The 17,319-nt window shown below is 69.9% G+C and carries 16 protein-coding genes and 3 pseudogenes; 8 read left to right on the plus strand and 11 right to left on the minus strand.

The window, feature by feature from the left end:
* Positions 1–24: 24 nt before the first annotated feature.
* From ACZ5DC_RS29925 to ACZ5DC_RS29935, 3 genes are all read left to right on the plus strand, one after another.
* A complete protein-coding gene (locus ACZ5DC_RS29925; protein WP_468657832.1) occupies positions 25–432 on the plus strand; it encodes a VOC family protein in 408 nt (135 codons plus the stop codon).
* Positions 433–467: 35 nt separating this feature from the next.
* Positions 468–1,592: an LOG family protein gene (locus ACZ5DC_RS29930; RefSeq protein ID WP_468657834.1), complete on the plus strand. Its 1,125-nt coding sequence runs from the start codon at positions 468–470 to the stop codon at positions 1,590–1,592.
* A 177-nt stretch (positions 1,593–1,769) separates the two neighbouring features.
* Positions 1,770–2,474 (plus strand): LAETG motif-containing sortase-dependent surface protein, encoded by a 705-nt coding sequence (locus tag ACZ5DC_RS29935; protein ID WP_468657836.1) that lies wholly within the window; start codon positions 1,770–1,772, stop codon positions 2,472–2,474.
* A 182-nt stretch (positions 2,475–2,656) separates the two neighbouring features.
* Here the strand turns inward: ACZ5DC_RS29935 and ACZ5DC_RS29940 are convergent, their stop codons facing one another.
* The 4 genes from ACZ5DC_RS29940 to rlmN all read right to left on the minus strand — a co-directional run bounded on the left by ACZ5DC_RS29940 (position 2,657) and on the right by rlmN (position 7,716).
* On the minus strand, positions 2,657–3,676 hold the full coding sequence (locus ACZ5DC_RS29940) for an ABC transporter ATP-binding protein (protein ID WP_468657838.1): 1,020 nt from the start codon (positions 3,674–3,676) through the stop codon (positions 2,657–2,659).
* Entirely contained in the window at positions 3,677–5,278 is a 1,602-nt protein-coding gene (locus ACZ5DC_RS29945; protein ID WP_468658146.1) for an ABC transporter permease, read from the minus strand. It abuts the gene before it with no gap.
* 47 nt (positions 5,279–5,325) lie between these two features.
* Complete coding sequence (locus tag ACZ5DC_RS29950) at positions 5,326–6,399, minus strand: thiamine ABC transporter substrate-binding protein (RefSeq protein ID WP_468657840.1); 1,074 nt, start codon at positions 6,397–6,399, stop codon at positions 5,326–5,328.
* Positions 6,400–6,609: 210 nt separating this feature from the next.
* Positions 6,610–7,716, minus strand: coding sequence for a dual-specificity RNA methyltransferase RlmN (rlmN, locus tag ACZ5DC_RS29955; RefSeq protein WP_468657842.1), 1,107 nt, complete (start codon positions 7,714–7,716; stop codon positions 6,610–6,612).
* A gap of 226 nt (positions 7,717–7,942) precedes the next feature.
* Between rlmN and ACZ5DC_RS29960 the strand changes: the two genes are divergently transcribed.
* Together ACZ5DC_RS29960 and ACZ5DC_RS29965 are read left to right on the plus strand one after the other, a co-directional pair.
* Positions 7,943–8,257, plus strand: a complete 315-nt coding sequence (locus ACZ5DC_RS29960; RefSeq protein ID WP_381806407.1) for a hypothetical protein — start codon at positions 7,943–7,945, stop codon at positions 8,255–8,257.
* Positions 8,258–8,917: 660 nt separating this feature from the next.
* Complete coding sequence (locus ACZ5DC_RS29965) at positions 8,918–9,349, plus strand: SMI1/KNR4 family protein (protein ID WP_468657844.1); 432 nt, start codon at positions 8,918–8,920, stop codon at positions 9,347–9,349.
* A gap of 166 nt (positions 9,350–9,515) precedes the next feature.
* On the opposite strand, the gene ACZ5DC_RS29970 is transcribed toward ACZ5DC_RS29965, so the two are convergent.
* The 3 genes and pseudogenes from ACZ5DC_RS29970 to ACZ5DC_RS29980 form a co-directional block, all read right to left on the minus strand.
* Positions 9,516–9,833, minus strand: coding sequence for a YrhB domain-containing protein (locus tag ACZ5DC_RS29970; protein WP_468657846.1), 318 nt, complete (start codon positions 9,831–9,833; stop codon positions 9,516–9,518).
* 230 nt (positions 9,834–10,063) lie between these two features.
* A complete protein-coding gene (locus tag ACZ5DC_RS29975) occupies positions 10,064–10,507 on the minus strand; it encodes a hypothetical protein (RefSeq protein WP_468657848.1) in 444 nt (147 codons plus the stop codon).
* A 564-nt stretch (positions 10,508–11,071) separates the two neighbouring features.
* Positions 11,072–11,218: pseudogene (locus tag ACZ5DC_RS29980) on the minus strand (YdcF family protein); the annotation flags it as partial.
* Here ACZ5DC_RS29980 and ACZ5DC_RS29985 point away from each other — a divergent pair.
* The 3 genes and pseudogenes from ACZ5DC_RS29985 to ACZ5DC_RS29995 all read left to right on the plus strand — a co-directional run.
* Positions 11,219–11,425: pseudogene (locus ACZ5DC_RS29985) on the plus strand (replication initiation protein); the annotation flags it as partial.
* Positions 11,426–11,454: 29 nt separating this feature from the next.
* Positions 11,455–11,562 (plus strand): annotated as a pseudogene (locus ACZ5DC_RS29990) (DNA-binding protein); the annotation flags it as partial.
* Entirely contained in the window at positions 11,562–12,824 is a 1,263-nt protein-coding gene (locus ACZ5DC_RS29995) for a tyrosine-type recombinase/integrase (RefSeq protein ID WP_468657850.1), read from the plus strand. The pseudogene ACZ5DC_RS29990 and the gene ACZ5DC_RS29995, both read left to right, overlap by 1 nt.
* 204 nt (positions 12,825–13,028) lie before the next feature.
* Here ACZ5DC_RS29995 and ACZ5DC_RS30000 read toward each other — a convergent pair whose 3' ends face one another.
* From ACZ5DC_RS30000 to pyrH, 4 genes are all read right to left on the minus strand, one after another.
* Positions 13,029–14,336 carry a cytochrome P450 gene (locus ACZ5DC_RS30000; protein WP_468657852.1) on the minus strand — a complete coding sequence of 436 codons (1,308 nt, stop codon included), beginning with the start codon at positions 14,334–14,336 and terminating at the stop codon, positions 13,029–13,031.
* A gap of 199 nt (positions 14,337–14,535) precedes the next feature.
* Complete coding sequence (locus ACZ5DC_RS30005; protein ID WP_468657854.1) at positions 14,536–15,681, minus strand: phosphatidate cytidylyltransferase; 1,146 nt, start codon at positions 15,679–15,681, stop codon at positions 14,536–14,538.
* Positions 15,681–16,238, minus strand: a complete 558-nt coding sequence (frr, locus tag ACZ5DC_RS30010) for a ribosome recycling factor (RefSeq protein WP_014675285.1) — start codon at positions 16,236–16,238, stop codon at positions 15,681–15,683. Before frr ends, ACZ5DC_RS30005 begins: the two co-directional genes overlap by 1 nt.
* A 175-nt stretch (positions 16,239–16,413) precedes the next feature.
* Complete coding sequence (gene pyrH / locus ACZ5DC_RS30015) at positions 16,414–17,172, minus strand: UMP kinase (protein ID WP_468657856.1); 759 nt, start codon at positions 17,170–17,172, stop codon at positions 16,414–16,416.
* Between the last annotated feature and the right edge of the window lie 147 nt (positions 17,173–17,319).

Genomic DNA, 17,319 nt, shown 5'->3' on the forward strand with positions numbered 1-17,319 from the left:
ACCACCCGGACGGGAGAGGCCCGCATGTACCAGCAGATGATCTTCGTGAACCTGCCCGTGAACGACCTGGACGCCTCGAAGAAGTTCTTCACGGAACTCGGCTACTCGATCAACCCGCAGTTCAGCGACGACAAGGCGGCCTCCGTGGTGATCAGCGACAGCATCGTCGCGATGCTGCTGACCAAGCCGTTCTACGCGACCTTCACCGACAAGGAGATCGCCGACGCGACGACGACCAGCGAGGTGCTGCTCTGTCTGAGCGCCGAGAGCCGCGAGAAGGTGGACGAGCTGGTCGACCGGGCCGTCGCGGCCGGCGGCACGGCGAGCGGCCGGACCCAGGACCACGGCTTCATGTACGGCCGTGCCTTCGACGACCTCGACGGCCACACCTGGGAGGTCGTGTGGATGGACCCGGCGGCCGTCCAGGGCTGACCGCGCGGCCCGAACATCCGTGCCAGCATGGGCGGGTGCAACCGACACCCGCCCAGCCGCACCGCGCCGCCCACGACCGCGAGATAGAGTCGCTCGCCGAGTTCGACGAGGCCGTCGCCGAACACGGCTCGCTCGCCCGGTTCCGGGTCCAGGCCGTCGACCTGACCAGCCGTACGGACGTCCTGCTCCGCCTCGACACCACGGGAGCCGTCTTCCTCGGCTGCCCGATGGACCCGGAGGCCGCCGCCCGGGTCCGGGCGTCCGGGGCCCTGGTGTTCCCGCCGGTACCCGGGCTCCCGTTCGACCCGTACCGCGCCTTCGTCTACACCCCCGGCGAACTGTTCGAGTCACTGGACACGGGGTACGAGGTGACGCCGGACGCACGCGCCTACGCCTGGTACCAGCGCACGAAGGCCGACGGAGACGTCTTCTCCTCGATGCTCCGCGCGATACACGACGACGCCGTCTCCGACGCGCTGGACGAACTCCTCGCCGGAGCCCGGGTGGTGGGCGTCATGGGCGGCCACGCGATGGCCCGTGGGACCGAAGCGTACGCCGGTGCAGCCCGGCTCGGCCGCGAACTCGCCCGCGCCGGTTACACGGTCGCCACCGGCGGCGGACCGGGCGCGATGGAGGCCGCCAACCTCGGCGCCTACGCCGCCCCGTTCGCCGACGGCATGCTGGACGACGCGCTCCGGCTGCTCGCCAAGACGCCCTCGTTCCGGCCGTCGGTCAGCGAGTGGGCGCGCGCCGCGTTCGAGGTGCGCGAGCGCTGGCCGGGCGGCGGGGACTCGGTGGGCATCCCCACCTGGTTCTACGGCCACGAGCCGCCGAACGCCTTCGCCGCGCACATCGCCAAGTACTTCGCCAACGCCACCCGCGAGGACGGCCTGCTGGCCCGCTCCACCGCCGGGGTGGTCTTCCTGCCGGGCGCCGCCGGGACCGTGCAGGAGGTCTTCGACAACGCGACGCCCAACTACTACGAGTCGCGCGGCGAGCCGACCCCGATGGTGCTCGTGGACAGCGGGCACTGGACGCGGGAGCTGCCGGTCTGGCCGTTGCTCCGGTCGCTGGCGCGGGGGCGGGCCATGGAGTCCCGTATCGCCCTCGTTGACCGGATCGAGCAGGCTCCGGACGCGCTCAAACGTCTGGGCGGTTAATAAGCGGGCAAAGTCAACGGCCGTTGACGGCCTGCGCGTTGACACTTCTTATGGAGCGCTTATAAACCTGGGAGCCTCCCGGGGATGCTGGGGCCTCAGCTGTCCGTCGTCTCGTCCGACGCCCCAACTCCCCCTCCACCCCCCGCAATTGCACTCTGTAAAGGACAAACGTTGTCCATGACTCTCCGCGGCGTACGCCGTTCCGCACGCGTCCTGGGTGTCGCCTCCGGGTCGGCGGCGCTGGTGCTCGGACTGGCCGGCTCGGCCCTCGCGTGCAACATCAAGGACTTCTCCGCCGAAGCCAAGTGCGACGGTGACAAGGGCGTCATCGTCGTTACCGACACGGACGCGTCCGCCAAGGACGCCACCGTCAGCGTCTTCCTCAAGGGCGTCGGCGGCATCGAGACGAAGGTCGGCGAGCAGCCGGTCACGGGGTCCAAGGAGGGCGCCCGGATCACCTTCTCCGAGGACTGGAAGCCGAGTGCCACCTACCGGATCCACGTCAAGGCCGGGAACATCGTCGACGAGGACATCCAGCCGGACCTGGTGACCCCGTCCACCGCCTGCACGACCGAGAGCGAGACCCCGAAGCCGACGGCCAGCGCGACCCCGTCGCCCTCGGCGACGCCGTCGTCGTCGCCGAGCGAGTCCGCCCCGGCCCAGCCGGCGACCCCGGTCCCGTCCGCCTCCGGGTCGAGCTCCGCCCCGGCCGGCACCTCCGGGAACGCGCCGTCCCCGGCCGCCGGTGAGTCCAACCTCGCCGAGACCGGTGCGAACTCCAACACCGGTCTGATAGCCGGTGTCGCGGCGCTCCTGGTCGTCGCCGGCGGCGGCGCCGTCTGGTTCGGCATGCGCCGCCGCGGGGCGAGCCGCAACGGCTGACCGCACCTCGGTACCACGTCCCGGCCCGTCCCCCGCACCCAGGGGGGCGGGCCGGGGCGCGTCAGCCGAACGAGGTCCGCTCAGAACGCCGGCACCTAGGTGAGCGGGCCGCGCGGGGCGACCGTCGCCTTCTCGTGCCCACGCCCCTGCGGACCGGCGCCTTTTCGCCAGGGGCGCGTTGATCAGTCGAGCACGACCGTTTCGGCCGCGTCGAACTCCACGCCGACCGGCGCGCCGGGCTCCGGCGCGTCCCGCAGCGGGCAGGCCGCCTCCAGCCGGGGGCCGTCCGCCGGCTGGAGGCGGACGGCCACATGGGTGCCCTTGAAGGTGCGCGCGGTCACCGTGCACGCCAGGCCCTGGTCGGCGGGCACGAGCCGGACGCCGGCCGGGCGGACCAGGACCGTGCGGTGGCCCTGCGCGGACCCGTCGGGCACCGGCACCTTGCCCCACGGGCTGTCGGCGGCGGTGCCGGCGACGGTCGCCGGGACCACGTTCTCGAAGCCGAGGAAGCGGGCCACGAACGCGTCGGCGGGCCGCTGCCACACCTCGAGCGGCGTCCCGGACTGGGCGATCCGCCCGTCCCGCATCACCACCACCCGGTCGGCCAGCGCGAACGCCTCCGACTGGTCGTGCGTCACGGCGAGCACGGTCGTCCCCAGCCGGCCGAACAACTCCCGCAGTTCGACCACCAGCCGCTCCCGCAGCGAACGGTCAAGCTGGCCCAGCGGTTCGTCCAGCATCAGCAGCCGGGGCCGGGGCGCGAGCGCCCGGGCGAGGGCCACGCGCTGCTGCTCGCCGCCGGACAGCGAGGCCACCGCCCGCCGGGCGGCGCCGGGCAGCCCGACCAGCTCCAGCAACCGGCCCACCTCGGCGTCCCGTTCGCCCTTGGCGACGCCGTGCATGCGCAGACCGAAGGCCACGTTCGCGCCGACGTCCCGCTGCGGGAACAACTGGTGGTCCTGGAACATCAGTCCGACGCCCCGCCGGTGCGCGGGTACGCCCGCCTGGTCCCGGCCCCCGAGCAGGACGCGGCCGCCGGACAGGTGCTGAAGCCCGGCCACGGCCCGCAGCAGGGTGGACTTGCCGCTGCCGCTGGGGCCGAGGACGCACACCACCTCCTGCTCGGCGACATCGAGGGCGACGGCGTCGAGCACGGCCCGCCCGCCGAAGCGCACGGTCGCGGCATCCAGGTTCAGCAGCATCTAGAACTCCCCCGTCCGGTCGGTCCGCAGCCGCTCCAGAACGAGCAGCGCGGCGGCGCACACCACCATGAGAATCGTCGAAAGGGCCATCGCCTGGCCGTAGTTGAGTTCGCCGGGGCGGCTGAGCAACCGGGCCACCGCGACGGGGAGCGTCGGGTTGTCGGGCCGGGCGATGAACACGGTGGCCCCGAACTCGCCCAGTGACACGGCGAACGCGAACCCGGACGCGACCAGCAGCGCCCGCCGCACCAGCGGCAGGTCCACCTCCCGCCACACCCGCCAGGGCGAGGCGCCGAGCACGGCCGCCGCCTCCCGGAGCCGGACGTCCACCGCGCGCAGCACGGGCAGCATGGTCCGTACGACGAAGGGGGCGCCGACCAGTGCCTGCGCGAGCGGCACCAGGATCCAGGACTGGCGCAGGTCCAGCGGCGGCCTGTCGAGGGCGATCAGGAAGCCGAAGCCGACGGTCACGGCGGAGACGCCGAGCGGCAGCATGAGCAGGGCGTCGAAGCCCCGCACCAGCCGTCCCGCGTCCCGCCGGGCCAGCGCGGCGGCGGCGAGAGCGCCGATCACCACGGCGATGGCGGTGGCCGCGACCGCGTACTGCAGCGAGGTCCACACCGCGTGCACGGGCGCCACCAGGAACGTACCGCCGTCCGCGCGGGTCAGCGCCCGGTAGTAGCCGAGACCGGGCGCGTCCAGGGAGCGGCGGACGAGGACGGTAAGGGGCAGGACCAGCAGCAGCGCGACGACGGCGAGGACCGAGGCGAGCAGGGTCCACTGTCCGGCGCCGCGCGGGCGCCGGGCCGTCACCGCCGGGTCCACGAGCCGCAGCGCGGTCTCCCGGCGCCGTACCGTCCAGGCGTGCACGGCGAGGACCGCGCCGACCGCCGCGAACTGGACCAGGGTGAGGACGGCGGCCGTGGACAGGTCGAAGACCTCGGAGGTCTGCCGGTAGATCTCCACTTCGAGGGTGGAGAAGGTGGGGCCGCCGAGGATCTGCACCACGCCGAAGGAGGTGAAGGTGAACAGGAACACCATCAGGGCGGCGGCGGCCACGGCGGGCGCGAGCGCGGGCAGGGTGACCTTCCGCCAGGCCGTCAGCGGTGAGGAGCCCAGCATCCGGGCGGCCTCCTCCTGCCGGGGGTCGAGCTGCGCCCACAGGCCGCCCACGGTCCGCACGACGACCGCGAAGTTGAAGAAGACGTGGGCCAGCAGGATCGCCCACACCGTGGTGTCCAGCCGTACCCCCCACAGCTCGTCCAGCAGCCCGCCCCGGCCGAGCAGCGCCAGGAAGGCGCTGCCCGCGACGACGGTCGGCAGCACGAACGGGACGGTGACGACGGCCCGCAGCAGCTGCTTGCCCGGGAAGTCGAGGCGGGCGAAGACGTAGCCGGCGGGCAGGGCGAGCAGCAGGGTGAGCGCGGTGGAGGCGAGCGCCTGCCAGGTGGTGAACCACAGCACGTGCCGGATGTCCGGCCGGGTGACGACGCCCGCGATCCGGCCGAGGTGCCAGGCGCCGTCCGTCTTCAGCCCGCGCGCGACGATCGCGGCCACGGGCCAGGCGAAGAACAGCGCGAAGAACGCGACGGGCAGGGCCATGAGGCCGAGCCGCACCGCGCTCCCGCGCCGGTCCCTGACGCGGGCGGTCACTTCAGTACGAGTGACGTCCACGACTTGACCCACTGGTCGCGGTTGGCGGCGATCTTGTCCGGGGCCACGGTCGCGGGATCCTTGGCGGCCGGCCCGTACTTCGTGAAGTCGGCGGGGACGGCCGCCCCCCGCACCACCGGGTAGACGAACATGTTCAGCGGCATGTCCTGCTGGAACTCCTTGGTCAGCAGGAAGTCGAGGAACGCCTTGCCGCCCTTGGTGTTCTTCGCGTTGCTCAGCAGTCCGGCGTACTCGGTCTGCCGGAAGCAGGTGCCGTACGACACCCCGGTCGGGGCGGTGCCGGGCCGCTTCTTGGCGTAGATCACCTCGGCGGGCGGGGAGGAGGCGTACGACACCACCAACGGCCGGTCGCCACCCGCCTTCTTGCCCTCGGAGGAACCGGAGAACTCCTGGTAGTAGGCCTGCTCCCAGCCGTCGACGACCTTGACGCCGTTGGCCTTGAGCTTCTTCCAGTAGTCCTGCCAGCCGTTGTCCCCGAACCGGGCGGCGCTGCCGAGCAGGAAGCCGAGGCCCGGCGAGGAGGTGGCCGCGTTCTCGGTGACGAGGAGGTTCTTGTACGCGGGCTCGGCGAGGTCCGCGAAGGACTGCGGCGGGGTCAGCTTGTGCGCGCTGAACCAGGCCTTGTCGTAGTTGACGCAGATGTCGCCGGTGTCGACGGGCGTGACGCGGTGCTTGTCCTGGTCGACGCGGAACTCGGGCCGGACGGTGTCGTAGCCCTTGGCCAGGTACGGCTGGAACAGCCCGTTGTCCAGGGCTCGGGAGAGCAGGGTGTTGTCGACGCCGAAGAAGACGTCGCCCTGCGGGTTGTCCTTGGTCAGGACGGCCTTGTTGACGGCCTGCCCGGCGTCGCCGTCCTTGAGGACCCTGACCTTGTACCCGGACTGCTTCTCGAAGTCCTTCAGCACGTTCTTGGAGACGGCCCACGAGTCGTGGCTGACCAGGGTCACGGTCTTGGAGTCCGCGGCCGGCCCGCTCGTGCCGGAACCGCACGCGGACAGGCCGAGCAGGCCGAACCCGACCGCCACGGCCACGAAGGTCTTGTTGTGCACTGGATGTCCTCCTGGGGTTGGCCAGGAAGAGGCGCGGCCCTGCCCGGGCTCCGCTGGGGAGACCGGGCAGGGCGCAACAGCTTGAGTGGTGACCGAACTTCCTACCCAGAATGACCTGGGCGAGGTTCAGAGGGTCTGCGGCCCGGTGCCGCACTCTCAGCGCTGTGGCGCTCCCCTGTCGGAATATGAAGATATGTGGACGGGGTCAGATTACCGCTCGGTGGCCGCGAGCTGACCGCAGGCCCCGTCGATCTCCTGCCCCCGGGTGTCCCGGACGGTGACGGGCACGCCGTGCGCGGCGATCGCCTCCACGAACGCCTTCTCGTCCTCCGGCCGCGACGCGGTCCACTTCGACCCCGGCGTCGGGTTCAGCGGGATGAGGTTGACGTGCACGGGCTTGCCCTTCAGCAGCCGCCCGAGCCTGTCGCCCCGCCACGCCTGGTCGTTGATGTCGCGGATGAGCGCGTACTCGATGGACAGCCGGCGCCCGGACTTCTCGGTGTACTCGAACCCGGCGTCCAGCACCTCGCGCACCTTCCACCGCGTGTTCACGGGGACGAGGGTGTCGCGCAGCTCGTCGTCGGGGGCGTGCAGGGAGATCGCGAGCCGGCACTTCAGGCCCTCGTCGGCGAACCGGTGGATGGCCGGCACGAGTCCGACGGTGGAGACGGTGATCCCGCGCTGCGAGAGGCCGAGCCCGTCCGGGGCGGGGTCGGTGAGCGCCCGGATGGCGCCGACGACCCGCTTGTAGTTGGCGAGGGGCTCGCCCATCCCCATGAAGACGATGTTGGACAGCCGCGCGGTCCCACCGGGCACCTCGCCGTCCCGCAGCGCCCGCATGCCGTCCACGATCTGGTGGACGATCTCCGCGGTGGACAGGTTCCGGTCCAGCCCGGCCTGCCCGGTCGCGCAGAACGGGCAGTTCATACCGCACCCGGCCTGCGAGCTGATGCACATGGTGACCCGGTCCGGGTACCGCATGAGCACCGACTCGACCAGCGTCCCGTCGAACAGCCGCCACAGCGTCTTGCGCGTGGTCCCCTGGTCGGTGGACAGGTGCCGGACGACGGTCATCAGCTCCGGGAACAGCGCTTCCTGAAGCTTGGCGCGGGAGCCGGCGGGGATGTCGGTCCACTGCTCCGGGTCGTGCGCGTACCGCGCGAAGTAGTGCTGCGAGAGCTGCTTGGCACGGAACGGCTTCTCACCGATCCCGGCCACGGCGTCCTTGCGCTCGGCGGGCGTGAGGTCGGCGAGATGCCGCGGCGGCTTCTTGGCTCCGCGCGGCGCGACGAAAGTGAGTTCTCCGGGCTTGGGCATGGTGCATCCAGTGTCGCAGATCGACTCGGGTGACCTGGGGCTGCTGGCTGCTACGACTGTCGATAGTGGCCGTCAGCGGTTGCGATTGATCGACCTCGGACGGCCCGGAGACGGCCCAGCGGACAGGCTCAGGCACCGGCCTCCGGATCACGATTTCTCCGGAACACCCCCCTCCACGCATGACCTAGGTCACACTGACTGTCCAGTCGAAGCAACAGGGGAGATCGTGAGCAACCCGTACATCAACGCGCCCATCCGTGCCCGCATGTACACGACCACCCTGCACAAGGTCATCTGGGTTGTAGTGGTCGTGGCATCGGCCGGCCTTCTGGCGCCGCCCCTCTTCTTCATCGCAGCCAAGAAGCGTGTCGTGAGCATGGCCGTGCCCGCGATCTACGCTGCGATCATCTACGGCTCAGCCATCCTGGGGTCGGTGCTCGGCAACCCGAAGAACTGGATGGGTGGCGTCCTTGCTATCACGATGATCGTTGCGGCCGTGCACGCAGCCATCCTCGACACAGACTGGAAGCCGGGTCGGTAACGGCCCGGACAGCTACCCTGCCGGGCCGGGCCCGAGGGTTCCCGTGTGGGCACGACGAGTCGGGTCCGGAAGCCCTGCTAGTAACCGTGGTTCCCCGTCTATCGGGCACGGATGGGGCACGGGCTTCAGTCGCCCTGGAACCACAGATAGCTGCCTGGAGTGCCGGCGCACTGCTCCAGCGACTTTGCAAGGTCGCCCAAGGCAGCGAGCTGACGCTCATCGGTGCACCGTTGCCGTAGATCGGGGACCTCACCGAGAGCAACGGCAGCCTCCTGCTCGTTTATCAGAGCATCCCCATACGGATCCAAGGCGGCCAGCCGCCCAGGCACTCCGAGCAGCCGGAGCGAGCCGATCGCATCGGCCAACGCGTCCCCGTGCCCGTACGAACTCTGTAGCAGCGTCGCTCGGGACTTGCGCCAGTTACGCGTTGGCCGTGCTGAGTGCAGCTCCACGTCTATCCCCACGTGGCCATAAGGCCTGCCCCAGAGGCTCAGCATCTGATCCGTAGCTATATGTGGATCGGTTGGCGGCGGTCATACCGGTTGCGCTGAGGTCCTGTAAGTGCGTTGCCGACCGAGGGCGGTTGCTGTGGTTGCTGTACTTCGCTGCTGTACAGCGCCTGTTGTCGGGGCGGTCAGTCCTTCGGCCTAGGCTGCACCTATGTGGAAAGAAGCCGCTGCCGAGGCCTTGCCCGAGGTCGAGTTCCGCGCACCCGTTGACGCGACTGCTCTAGCCAAGGCGGAACGGCGCCTTGGCCGAGGCTTGCCGGCGCAGCTGACTGCTCTGCTGATGGAAACCAACGGAATGGTCGGCGAGTACGGGACTGACGTCGTATGGCCCCTGGATCGGATTGTGGAGCAGAACCTGCTGTTCTGGTCCCCCGATACCTACTCTGGCCTGTACATGCCCTTCGATCCGCTGCTGTTCTTCGGCGACAACGGCGGGGGCGACCAGTTCGCCTTCGTTCTAACGCCTGAGCGTCCGGACGTCTTCGCCTGGGACCATGAGAATGACAGTCGGCTGTGGGCTGCGCGCGAGCTGGAGGACTACCTGCACCGTTCCCTCGCAGGCGATGGCGACTGGTACCGGTAGCCACCCTCTATGTCCCTAGTTCGGAAGATCGCGTATGTGGATGGGGTCTGACCTGGCAAGACGCTGACCTGCGTGTTCCCGGACTGGTTACCGTGACTCCTCGCTGTTCCCCGGCTGCTACTACCAGATCGGGCACGCAAGGGGCACATGAGGCTCCGGGGCGCGGTCAGGGGTTCCCGCGCGTGGCTGTCTCTTGGTCGTAAAGGCGCTGATACTCGGCGACGGTGTCACCAAACTGCCTGCCGCCGAGTTCCTCGAGGCGGCCATCGCGGCGGTCAACAACGATAGGTCCGGTCCCGACCCACATGTCTCGCGTGTTGCCCGTCTGCACGTACATGGAGCTTTGATACCGAAATTCCCACCCGAAGCGGTGTTCCTGGACTCGGATGATCACAGCGGTAACGCCCGGTTCTGGAGGGTATGGCTCCATCTGGGCGAGATGGGCGTCAACAATCTCTCTAGCTTGTTCAGCCGTGATCACCATACGAGTCTACATAGGGCCGTAGGTCGGAGGAGTCTCAGTGATCGAGTCAACGTGACCGGCGCCGACCCACAGTGAGGAGGGCGCCCGCACGCGGTCAAGGCTTTGAGGCCGGTGCTCATCCTTATCAGGTCGATCACGGGGAGTCGGCGGCGTCGAGCACCCGGCCCTGCGCCTCGGCCGGTCGTCCGCTGAGGTCTGACGCCGACCGCTGCCGTGCGTGGTCGTTGGTGTCAGACACTGGTGCCAGACTCAGGAGCGTGCCGGAAGCTATCAGCACCGAACCCTTCCCATTCGACCGTCATGCTCTTTTTTGTCAGGCCCCAGACTTTGCCCACGGTCCGTTTTGCATGCGGAGCCTTGCATTTCAATCGAATAGTGGGGATATCACCCTCTTGAGTGACGGTGCCTTCGCATTGATCCCTGCTCTGCAGTTCGACTCGATGACCGTTGATGTGAAGCCCTACGGTGGAATCGGGATTGAAAGCAACCCACGATCCATTGAGTGCGCTGTCGATCTCACCAGTGGTGGTTGGCGGTTCGGGCGCCCCTGTGACGTCTTCAGCCGTAGCTGATGAGGAAGACGTTGGCGTACCTTCTGCCCCTGAACTGGAGCTGCACCCGGCCAAGCCGAGCATCGCAAAGACAGCCATTGCTTGGTATATCCGCTTGATCACTTGAGCCCCCGGGCGTGCTACCCGCAGCCGGGTAGCAAAGAGGTACGGGTCGAAGCGGCAGAGAGTATCAATGCGCGACCCTTGCGTCCTTCATCGACCCACCACTCTCCCCGGTTCCCATCCCGTACGCCGTCGACCCACACACCGTGGAGCGGGCGTGGTTCATGGCGTCCAGGTGGAGCGCGCCACTGCACGAACGACCTGGACGCCATGGGCCGCGCCTGCTCCACTCTGCCTGGGTCGATGGCGTACGGGATGGGAGCACCCCGCGCACGCCACTACGAACCCGCGGCCGGAGACGGCGCCCCTCCATCCCGGTGCCGGCCGATCCCCCGCCGGAGGCATCGTCCTTGACCGTGCCCGCTCTATGCGGTGATCGGCTCATGGCCACCGGCCCTCTCCACCTGTGGGCACGCGTCGGCGCAGCGCGCGCGGAGCGGGCCGAAGGCAGGAGCGGCGCGCGGAGCGGAGCCGGGAAGCGCGCCCGGCGGAGCGGAGCGCAGCCGGGGCTTGATGAGGTAGAGAAACCTGTAACAGCTCTCAGGCTGCGGTCACGCAGAACCGTCAGGCAGAGGAGTGGCCGGTAACCAGGAGTCGGCTGGTGAAGCCCTCGCGGCACAGCCGGTCGTATGCCTGGCGTACGTCGTCCGGCACGGGCTGACTGATCATGAAGCCCTGTGCCGGGTAGATCAGCAGTCGCTGTAGCGCTCCCGCGCCGCCCAGCAACGAGCCGCCCTCGGCAGGCCCGACCCCGACGAAGAGACCGAGGCCGCCACGCTCACCCCCGCCCACTGGACCTACGCCGGCCACGGCCACACCCCCGGCGAATCCTGGCTCGCCGCCAACATCCGCCGCGACATCCAGCACAACCGCGAGATCGCGCGCGAAGAACTACCCGCCCTGCTCGCCGACGAAGGGAACTGCTTTGTTCGACCTTCCCAGCGGGGCGCCGGAAGCACACCGGTCCCCGCGGCTTCCGCGTCGGCCGACACCTGCGCTTCGACCCGCGCGACGTGCGGGCCTGGGTGGACTCCCAGCTGGGAGAGGCTGCCTGATGGCCGGCCACGTCCAGGACCGCTGGTACAAGACCGAGCCCGGACCGGACGGCAAGCTCGTCAGGGTCAAGACCGAGCGCTACGGCACCGGCATGCGCTACCGCGCCAGGTACATCGGGCCTGACGGCACCGAGAAGTCCAAGAGCTTCCCGGATCGGCAGAAGCGCCTCGCCGAGCAGTGGCTGACCGACATTGCGTCGGACATGTCGCGCGGTCAGTACATCGACCCGCGTGCAGCTCGCGTCACCTTCAAGAGCTACGCGGAGAAGTGGCTCAAGACGCACGTCATCGACCCGGCCAGTGTGGTCGTGGTCGAACAACGCCTGCGTCTGCACGCGTTCCGGCTGATCGGTTCTCGGCCACTGGATTCGTTCCGCCCGGAGCACATCCGCGGCCTGGTGAGTGCGCTGGAGAATGACCCGGCCGTGAGTGGCGGCTACGCACGCAACATCTACGGCGACGTGCGGGCCGTGCTCAGTGCGGCGGTTGACGATGGGCTGCTGCCTCGCAACCCTTGCTCCGCAAAGTCCGTCCGCCCGCCGGCCACCGAGCAACGTCGCGTCGTGCCGTGGATGCCTGCGCAGGTTCGCGCGGTCCGTGCAGCACTCCCCCGGCGCTACCGGCCCATGGTGGACGTGGGTGCCGGGTGCGGATTCCGCCAGGGGGAGATCGTGGGACTGGCTGAGGATGCGCTCGACTTCGACAGCAGCATCATCCGGGTGGTCCGGCAGGTGAAGCTGATCAGGGGCAAGGCCGTGTTCGCTCCGCCGAAGTGCAACAAGGAGCGGGACGTACCACTGCCGCCATCGGTGGCTGAGGCTCTGCGCGCCCACATGGACGCCTTCAAGCCGGTCGAGATCACGTTGCCCTGGCGCAAGCCGGACGGTCCAAAGGTGTCGGCCCGTCTCCTGTTCACGAACACCGCGAGCGGGCTCGTCTGGCGCAGCAACTTCAACATCCAAGAGTGGAAGCCTGCCCTCGCGTCGGCTGGTCTGATCGCAGCGGCCGGTGAGGACGGCAAGTACGCGTCCGCTCGTGAGCACGGCATGCACGCCCTGAGGCACTTCTACGCCTCGGTGCTGCTGGACGCCGGCGAGAGCATCAAGGCCGTGAGCGAGTACCTGGGCCACTCCGACCCCGGGTTGACGCTGCGGGTGTACGCGCACCTGATGCCGTCGAGCCAGGAGCGTACGAGGAAAGCCGTGGACCGGGTGCTTCTCCCGGCCCCGCGCGAGCCTGACGGCCCAGAGACGGCCCAGTGACCCACACCAGGCCCCCTATCCACGCCGAAAGCGCTGGTAGGGGGCTTGTTGCTGCCCAACTACTGCCAGTTCTCCGGGCTTGGGCATGGTGCATCCAGTGTCGCAGATCCACACGGGTGGCCCGGCGGGTGTGTGACGCGGCCGTTCCTGGTCGCCGTCGGTGTTCCCGGTCCGGTTCCGGTTCTTCTCTTGCCACCCGGCCTGTCACCACGTCACGGGCAGGGTCCTCGGCCCGCGGATCAGCCCCTGCGTCTGGAACTCGACTTCCTCGGGCGGCACGGCCAGGCGGATGCCGGGGAAGCGGGTGAGTACGGCGCCGATCATGACCTCGGCCTCCATGCGGGCCATGACGGCGGCCAGGCAGTGGTGCGGGCCGTGCCCGAAGGCCAGGTGGGCGGGGCTGTCGCGGTCGAAGTCCAGGGCGTCCGGGCCGCGGAAGACCTCGGGGTCGCGGTTGGCGGCGAGGTAGGCGTTGTAGACGACGTCGCCGGCCCGTATCAGCCGGCCGCCGACCGCCACGTCCTCCGTGGTGACGCGCGGGATGCCGACGCCGTTGCGGTGCGGGACGTAGCGGAACAGCTCCTCCACGGCCCGGGGCAGCAGCTCCGGCTCACGGCGCAGCCGGTCCAGGAGCCCGGGGTGGGTGAGCAGCGCGTACATCATCGAACCGCTGTTGTTGCGGACCGCGTGACCGCCGCTGACCTGGACGGCGATGGCCAGGGACACCGCCTCGTCGTCCGTGATCTCGCCCGCCTCGGCGGCCCGCGCCAGCACGCCTGCCAGATCGTCGCGGGGGTCCTCTCGGCGCCTGTGGAGCAGTTCGGTGATCCGGGCCCGGGTGACCAGGGCCGCTTCCCTGGCCCGCTCCTCCGCATCGGCTCCCGCGGACGCGGACAGCAGGGCCTCGCCCGTCACGGCCCAGCGATGCCAGTCCTCCTCCGCCACGCCGAGGAAGTCGCGGAGCACGGCGATCGGGAAGGGGCCGTGCAGGTGTTCCATGAGGTCGGCCGGGGCGCCGGCGCGTTCCATCCCCGCGAGCAGGCCGGCGGCCCTGCGCTCCGCGAGCGGCCGGAGCCGCCGCATGCTCCGCCCGGTGAACGCGCGGGCGACGACCCGGCGCAGCCGGGTGTGCCGGGGCGGATCGATGTACTGCAGGCCCGCCGTCTGCGAGGCCACCGGCACCGGGCGCATGGTGGTGACGGCCCGGCCGGCGACCCGTTCCCGGGAGAAGCGCGGGTCCGAGGTGACGAACCGGACGTCGTCGTACCGCGTGACCAGCCAGGCGCACCCCTCGCCGTACGGCAACCTGATCCGCGCGACCGGTTCCTCCCGCAGCAGCACCTCCAGGAGGGGATCGGGGGCGAGTGCGGGCAGGTCGTCGACGGGCCAGAACCGGACGGGCGGGGGTGGCGGGGCGGCGACGAGGTCGGTGACGGGGGCAGCGGAGGCGGGGGCCGGGTCGGCAGGGGCGAGGGCCGGGTCGTTCGGGGTGGGCGTCGGGTCGAGGCGCATCGGCTCACTCCCTGCTGCGTCGCCGGGCGTCGGTGGAACGGCCGTCCTGTGAAGGAGTCTGCCGCGCGCCGGCGCCGGCCGCCGAGTCGAGATGCGGCATCCGGGTGCCGCGCGGGGAGGGTCCGGGTACGGCAACGGCCCCCGCCCTGTTCCAGGACGGGGGCCGAAGAAGACGTACCGCTACCGCTACGGCCACCGCTCACGCGGAGCCGACGAAGATCACCATCAGCAGCCACACCACCGGCGCCGTGGGCAGCAGCGAGTCGAGGCGGTCCATGATGCCGCCGTGCCCGGGGAGCAGGGTGCCCATGTCCTTGATGCCCAGATCCCGCTTGATCATGGATTCGCCGAGGTCGCCCAGCGTGGCGCTGGCCGCGACCGCGAGGCCCAGCAGCAGGCCCTGCCACCAGCGGCCGCCGTCGATCAGGAAGTGCATGCACAGCGCGCCGGCGACCATCGCGAACAGCACCGCGCCCAGCAGCCCCTCGCGGGTCTTGCCGGGGCTGATGCGCGGCGCGAGCTTGTGCTTGCCGAAGCGCCAGCCGACCGCGTAGGCGCCGGTGTCGCTCACGACCGTCAGCAGCAGGAACGTGAGCACCCGCCAGGGACCGTCGTCGGCGGTGAGCATCATCGCGACGAACGTGGCCAGGAACGGCACGTAGAACGCGGCGAAGAGACCGGCCGTGACGTCCCTGAGGTAGTTCTCCGGCGGCTCCGTCATCCGCCAGACCAGCGCGGCCAGCGCGGTCAGCGCCATGGCGACCCACGCGCCCTCGGCGCCCCGCACGTACCCGGCGACGACCATCGCCGCGCCGCCGACCGCGAGCGGCACCAGCGGCGCCTTGATGCCCTTGCGCTCCTGGAGCCTGCTGGTCAGCTCCCACAGGCCGACGACGACGGCGACCGCGATCACGCCGACGAAGACGGCCTTGACGATGAACAGGGACGCGATGATCACCACACCGAGCCCGACGCCGACGCCTATGGCCGCGCTCAGGTCACGGCCCGCGCTCTTCTTCTGCGGCGCTGGCGCCGGCTGCGGGGCGTCGGGCATGGGCTCCGGGTTCTGGGTCTCGGCCGGGAGTTCCCGGGCCTGATACGTCTCGTCCAGGAACAGGGGGCCGCTCAGCCGAGCGGCCCCCCGGTCGTCGTCCTGGTCTCCTCCGCCGTACGCGGGGGCGTCGGGCACAACGGACATGGGGCGGGTCTGCTGCGCCTCAGGCGCATCGTATGCGGGACCCGCCGGGCCGGCCCCCGGGACAGGCTGGGCGGGCCCGCCTGCGGTGGGAACCCAGTACCCGGCCTGGCCCGCCGATGGCGGCGCCCCCCAGGAAGAGTCGCTCATCAGACTTCGAGCAGCTCCGCTTCCTTGTGCTTGAGGAGCTCGTCCACCTGGGCGACGTACTTCGCCGTGGTGTCGTCGAGCTCCTTCTCCGCACGACGGCCCTCGTCCTCGCCGACCTCGCCGTCCTTGATCAGCTTGTCGATGGCGTCCTTGGCCTTGCGGCGCACCGAGCGGATCGAGACCTTGGCGTCCTCGCCCTTGCCCTTGGCCACCTTGATGTACTCGCGGCGGCGCTCCTCGGTCAGCTCGGGGAACACCACCCGGATGATGTTGCCGTCGTTGCTGGGGTTGACGCCCAGGTCGGAGTCGCGGATGGCCTGCTCGATGTTGCGCAGAGCGCTCTTGTCGAACGGGGTCACGACCGCCATGCGCGGCTCCGGCACGGAGAACGAGGCCAGCTGGTTGATCGGCGTCGGGGCACCGTAGTAGTCGGCCACGATCTTGTTGAACATCGCCGGGTGCGCACGGCCGGTGCGGATCGCGGCGAAGTCCTCCTTGGCGACCACGACGGCCTTCTCCATCTTCTCCTCGGCTTCGAGGAGGGTCTCTTCGATCACCACTTGCTCCTGCGTGTCTTGAGTAAGGCCCGGCTGCGGTTCCTGAAGTCGGTCGGCGGCCGGCTGCGTCGCGTCTTCTTCCTGCACGGTTCCCGACCGGCAGGACATTGTCCATCCCCCGGCCGGGGTCCGGCCCCCTCACAGGGCCGCACATCACCGGCCGGGCTGGTCCAGGTCAGCCCCGGCTGCCCTGGTCACCCACCAGCGTGCCGATCTTCTCACCCTTGACGGCGCGGGCGATATTGCCCTCCGCGAGAAGCTCGAAGACGAGGATCGGGAGCTTGTTGTCGCGGCACAGCGTGATGGCGGTGGCGTCGGCGACCTTCAGGTCGCGGGTGATGACCTCGCCGTAGCCGAGGGCGTCGAACCTGACGGCGTCGGGGTTGGTCTTGGGGTCGGAGTCGTAGACCCCGTCCACGCCGTTCTTGCCCATGAGCAGCGCCTCGGCGTCGATCTCCAGGGCACGCTGGGCGGCGGTGGTGTCGGTGGAGAAGTAGGGCATGCCCATACCGGCGCCGAAGATGACCACGCGCCCCTTCTCCAGGTGGCGCACGGCGCGCAGCGGGATGTACGGCTCGGCGACCTGGCCCATCGTGATGGCGGTCTGCACGCGGGACTGGATGCCCTCCTTCTCCAGGAAGTCCTGGAGGGCGAGGCAGTTCATCACGGTGCCGAGCATGCCCATGTAGTCGGAGCGGGCACGGTCCATGCCGCGCTGCTGGAGTTCGGCGCCGCGGAAGAAGTTGCCGCCGCCGATGACGACCGCGATCTGGGCGCCGTCACGCACGACGGCCGCGATCTCACGCGCGATCTTGTGCACCACGTCCGGGTCGACGCCCAGTCCCCCGCCACCGGAGAAGGCCTCTCCGGACAGCTTCAGCAGAAACCGGCCGCGTACTTTGCCGTCGTCGCTCTTCTGGGCCTTGGTGGTCATGGGGATCCCAACTCTTTCACGTGTTGCACATACGAAGAAGGCCATTGCCGGTGGGGTTGCTTTTCGCTCCCATGCGCGGCAATGGCCTCCTCGTCAGATCTGCTGCCGTCCGCCCCACGCCGGGGTGCGGCGGTGTGCGCGGACGAC

The organism is Streptomyces sp. NPDC031445, assembly GCF_055581365.1.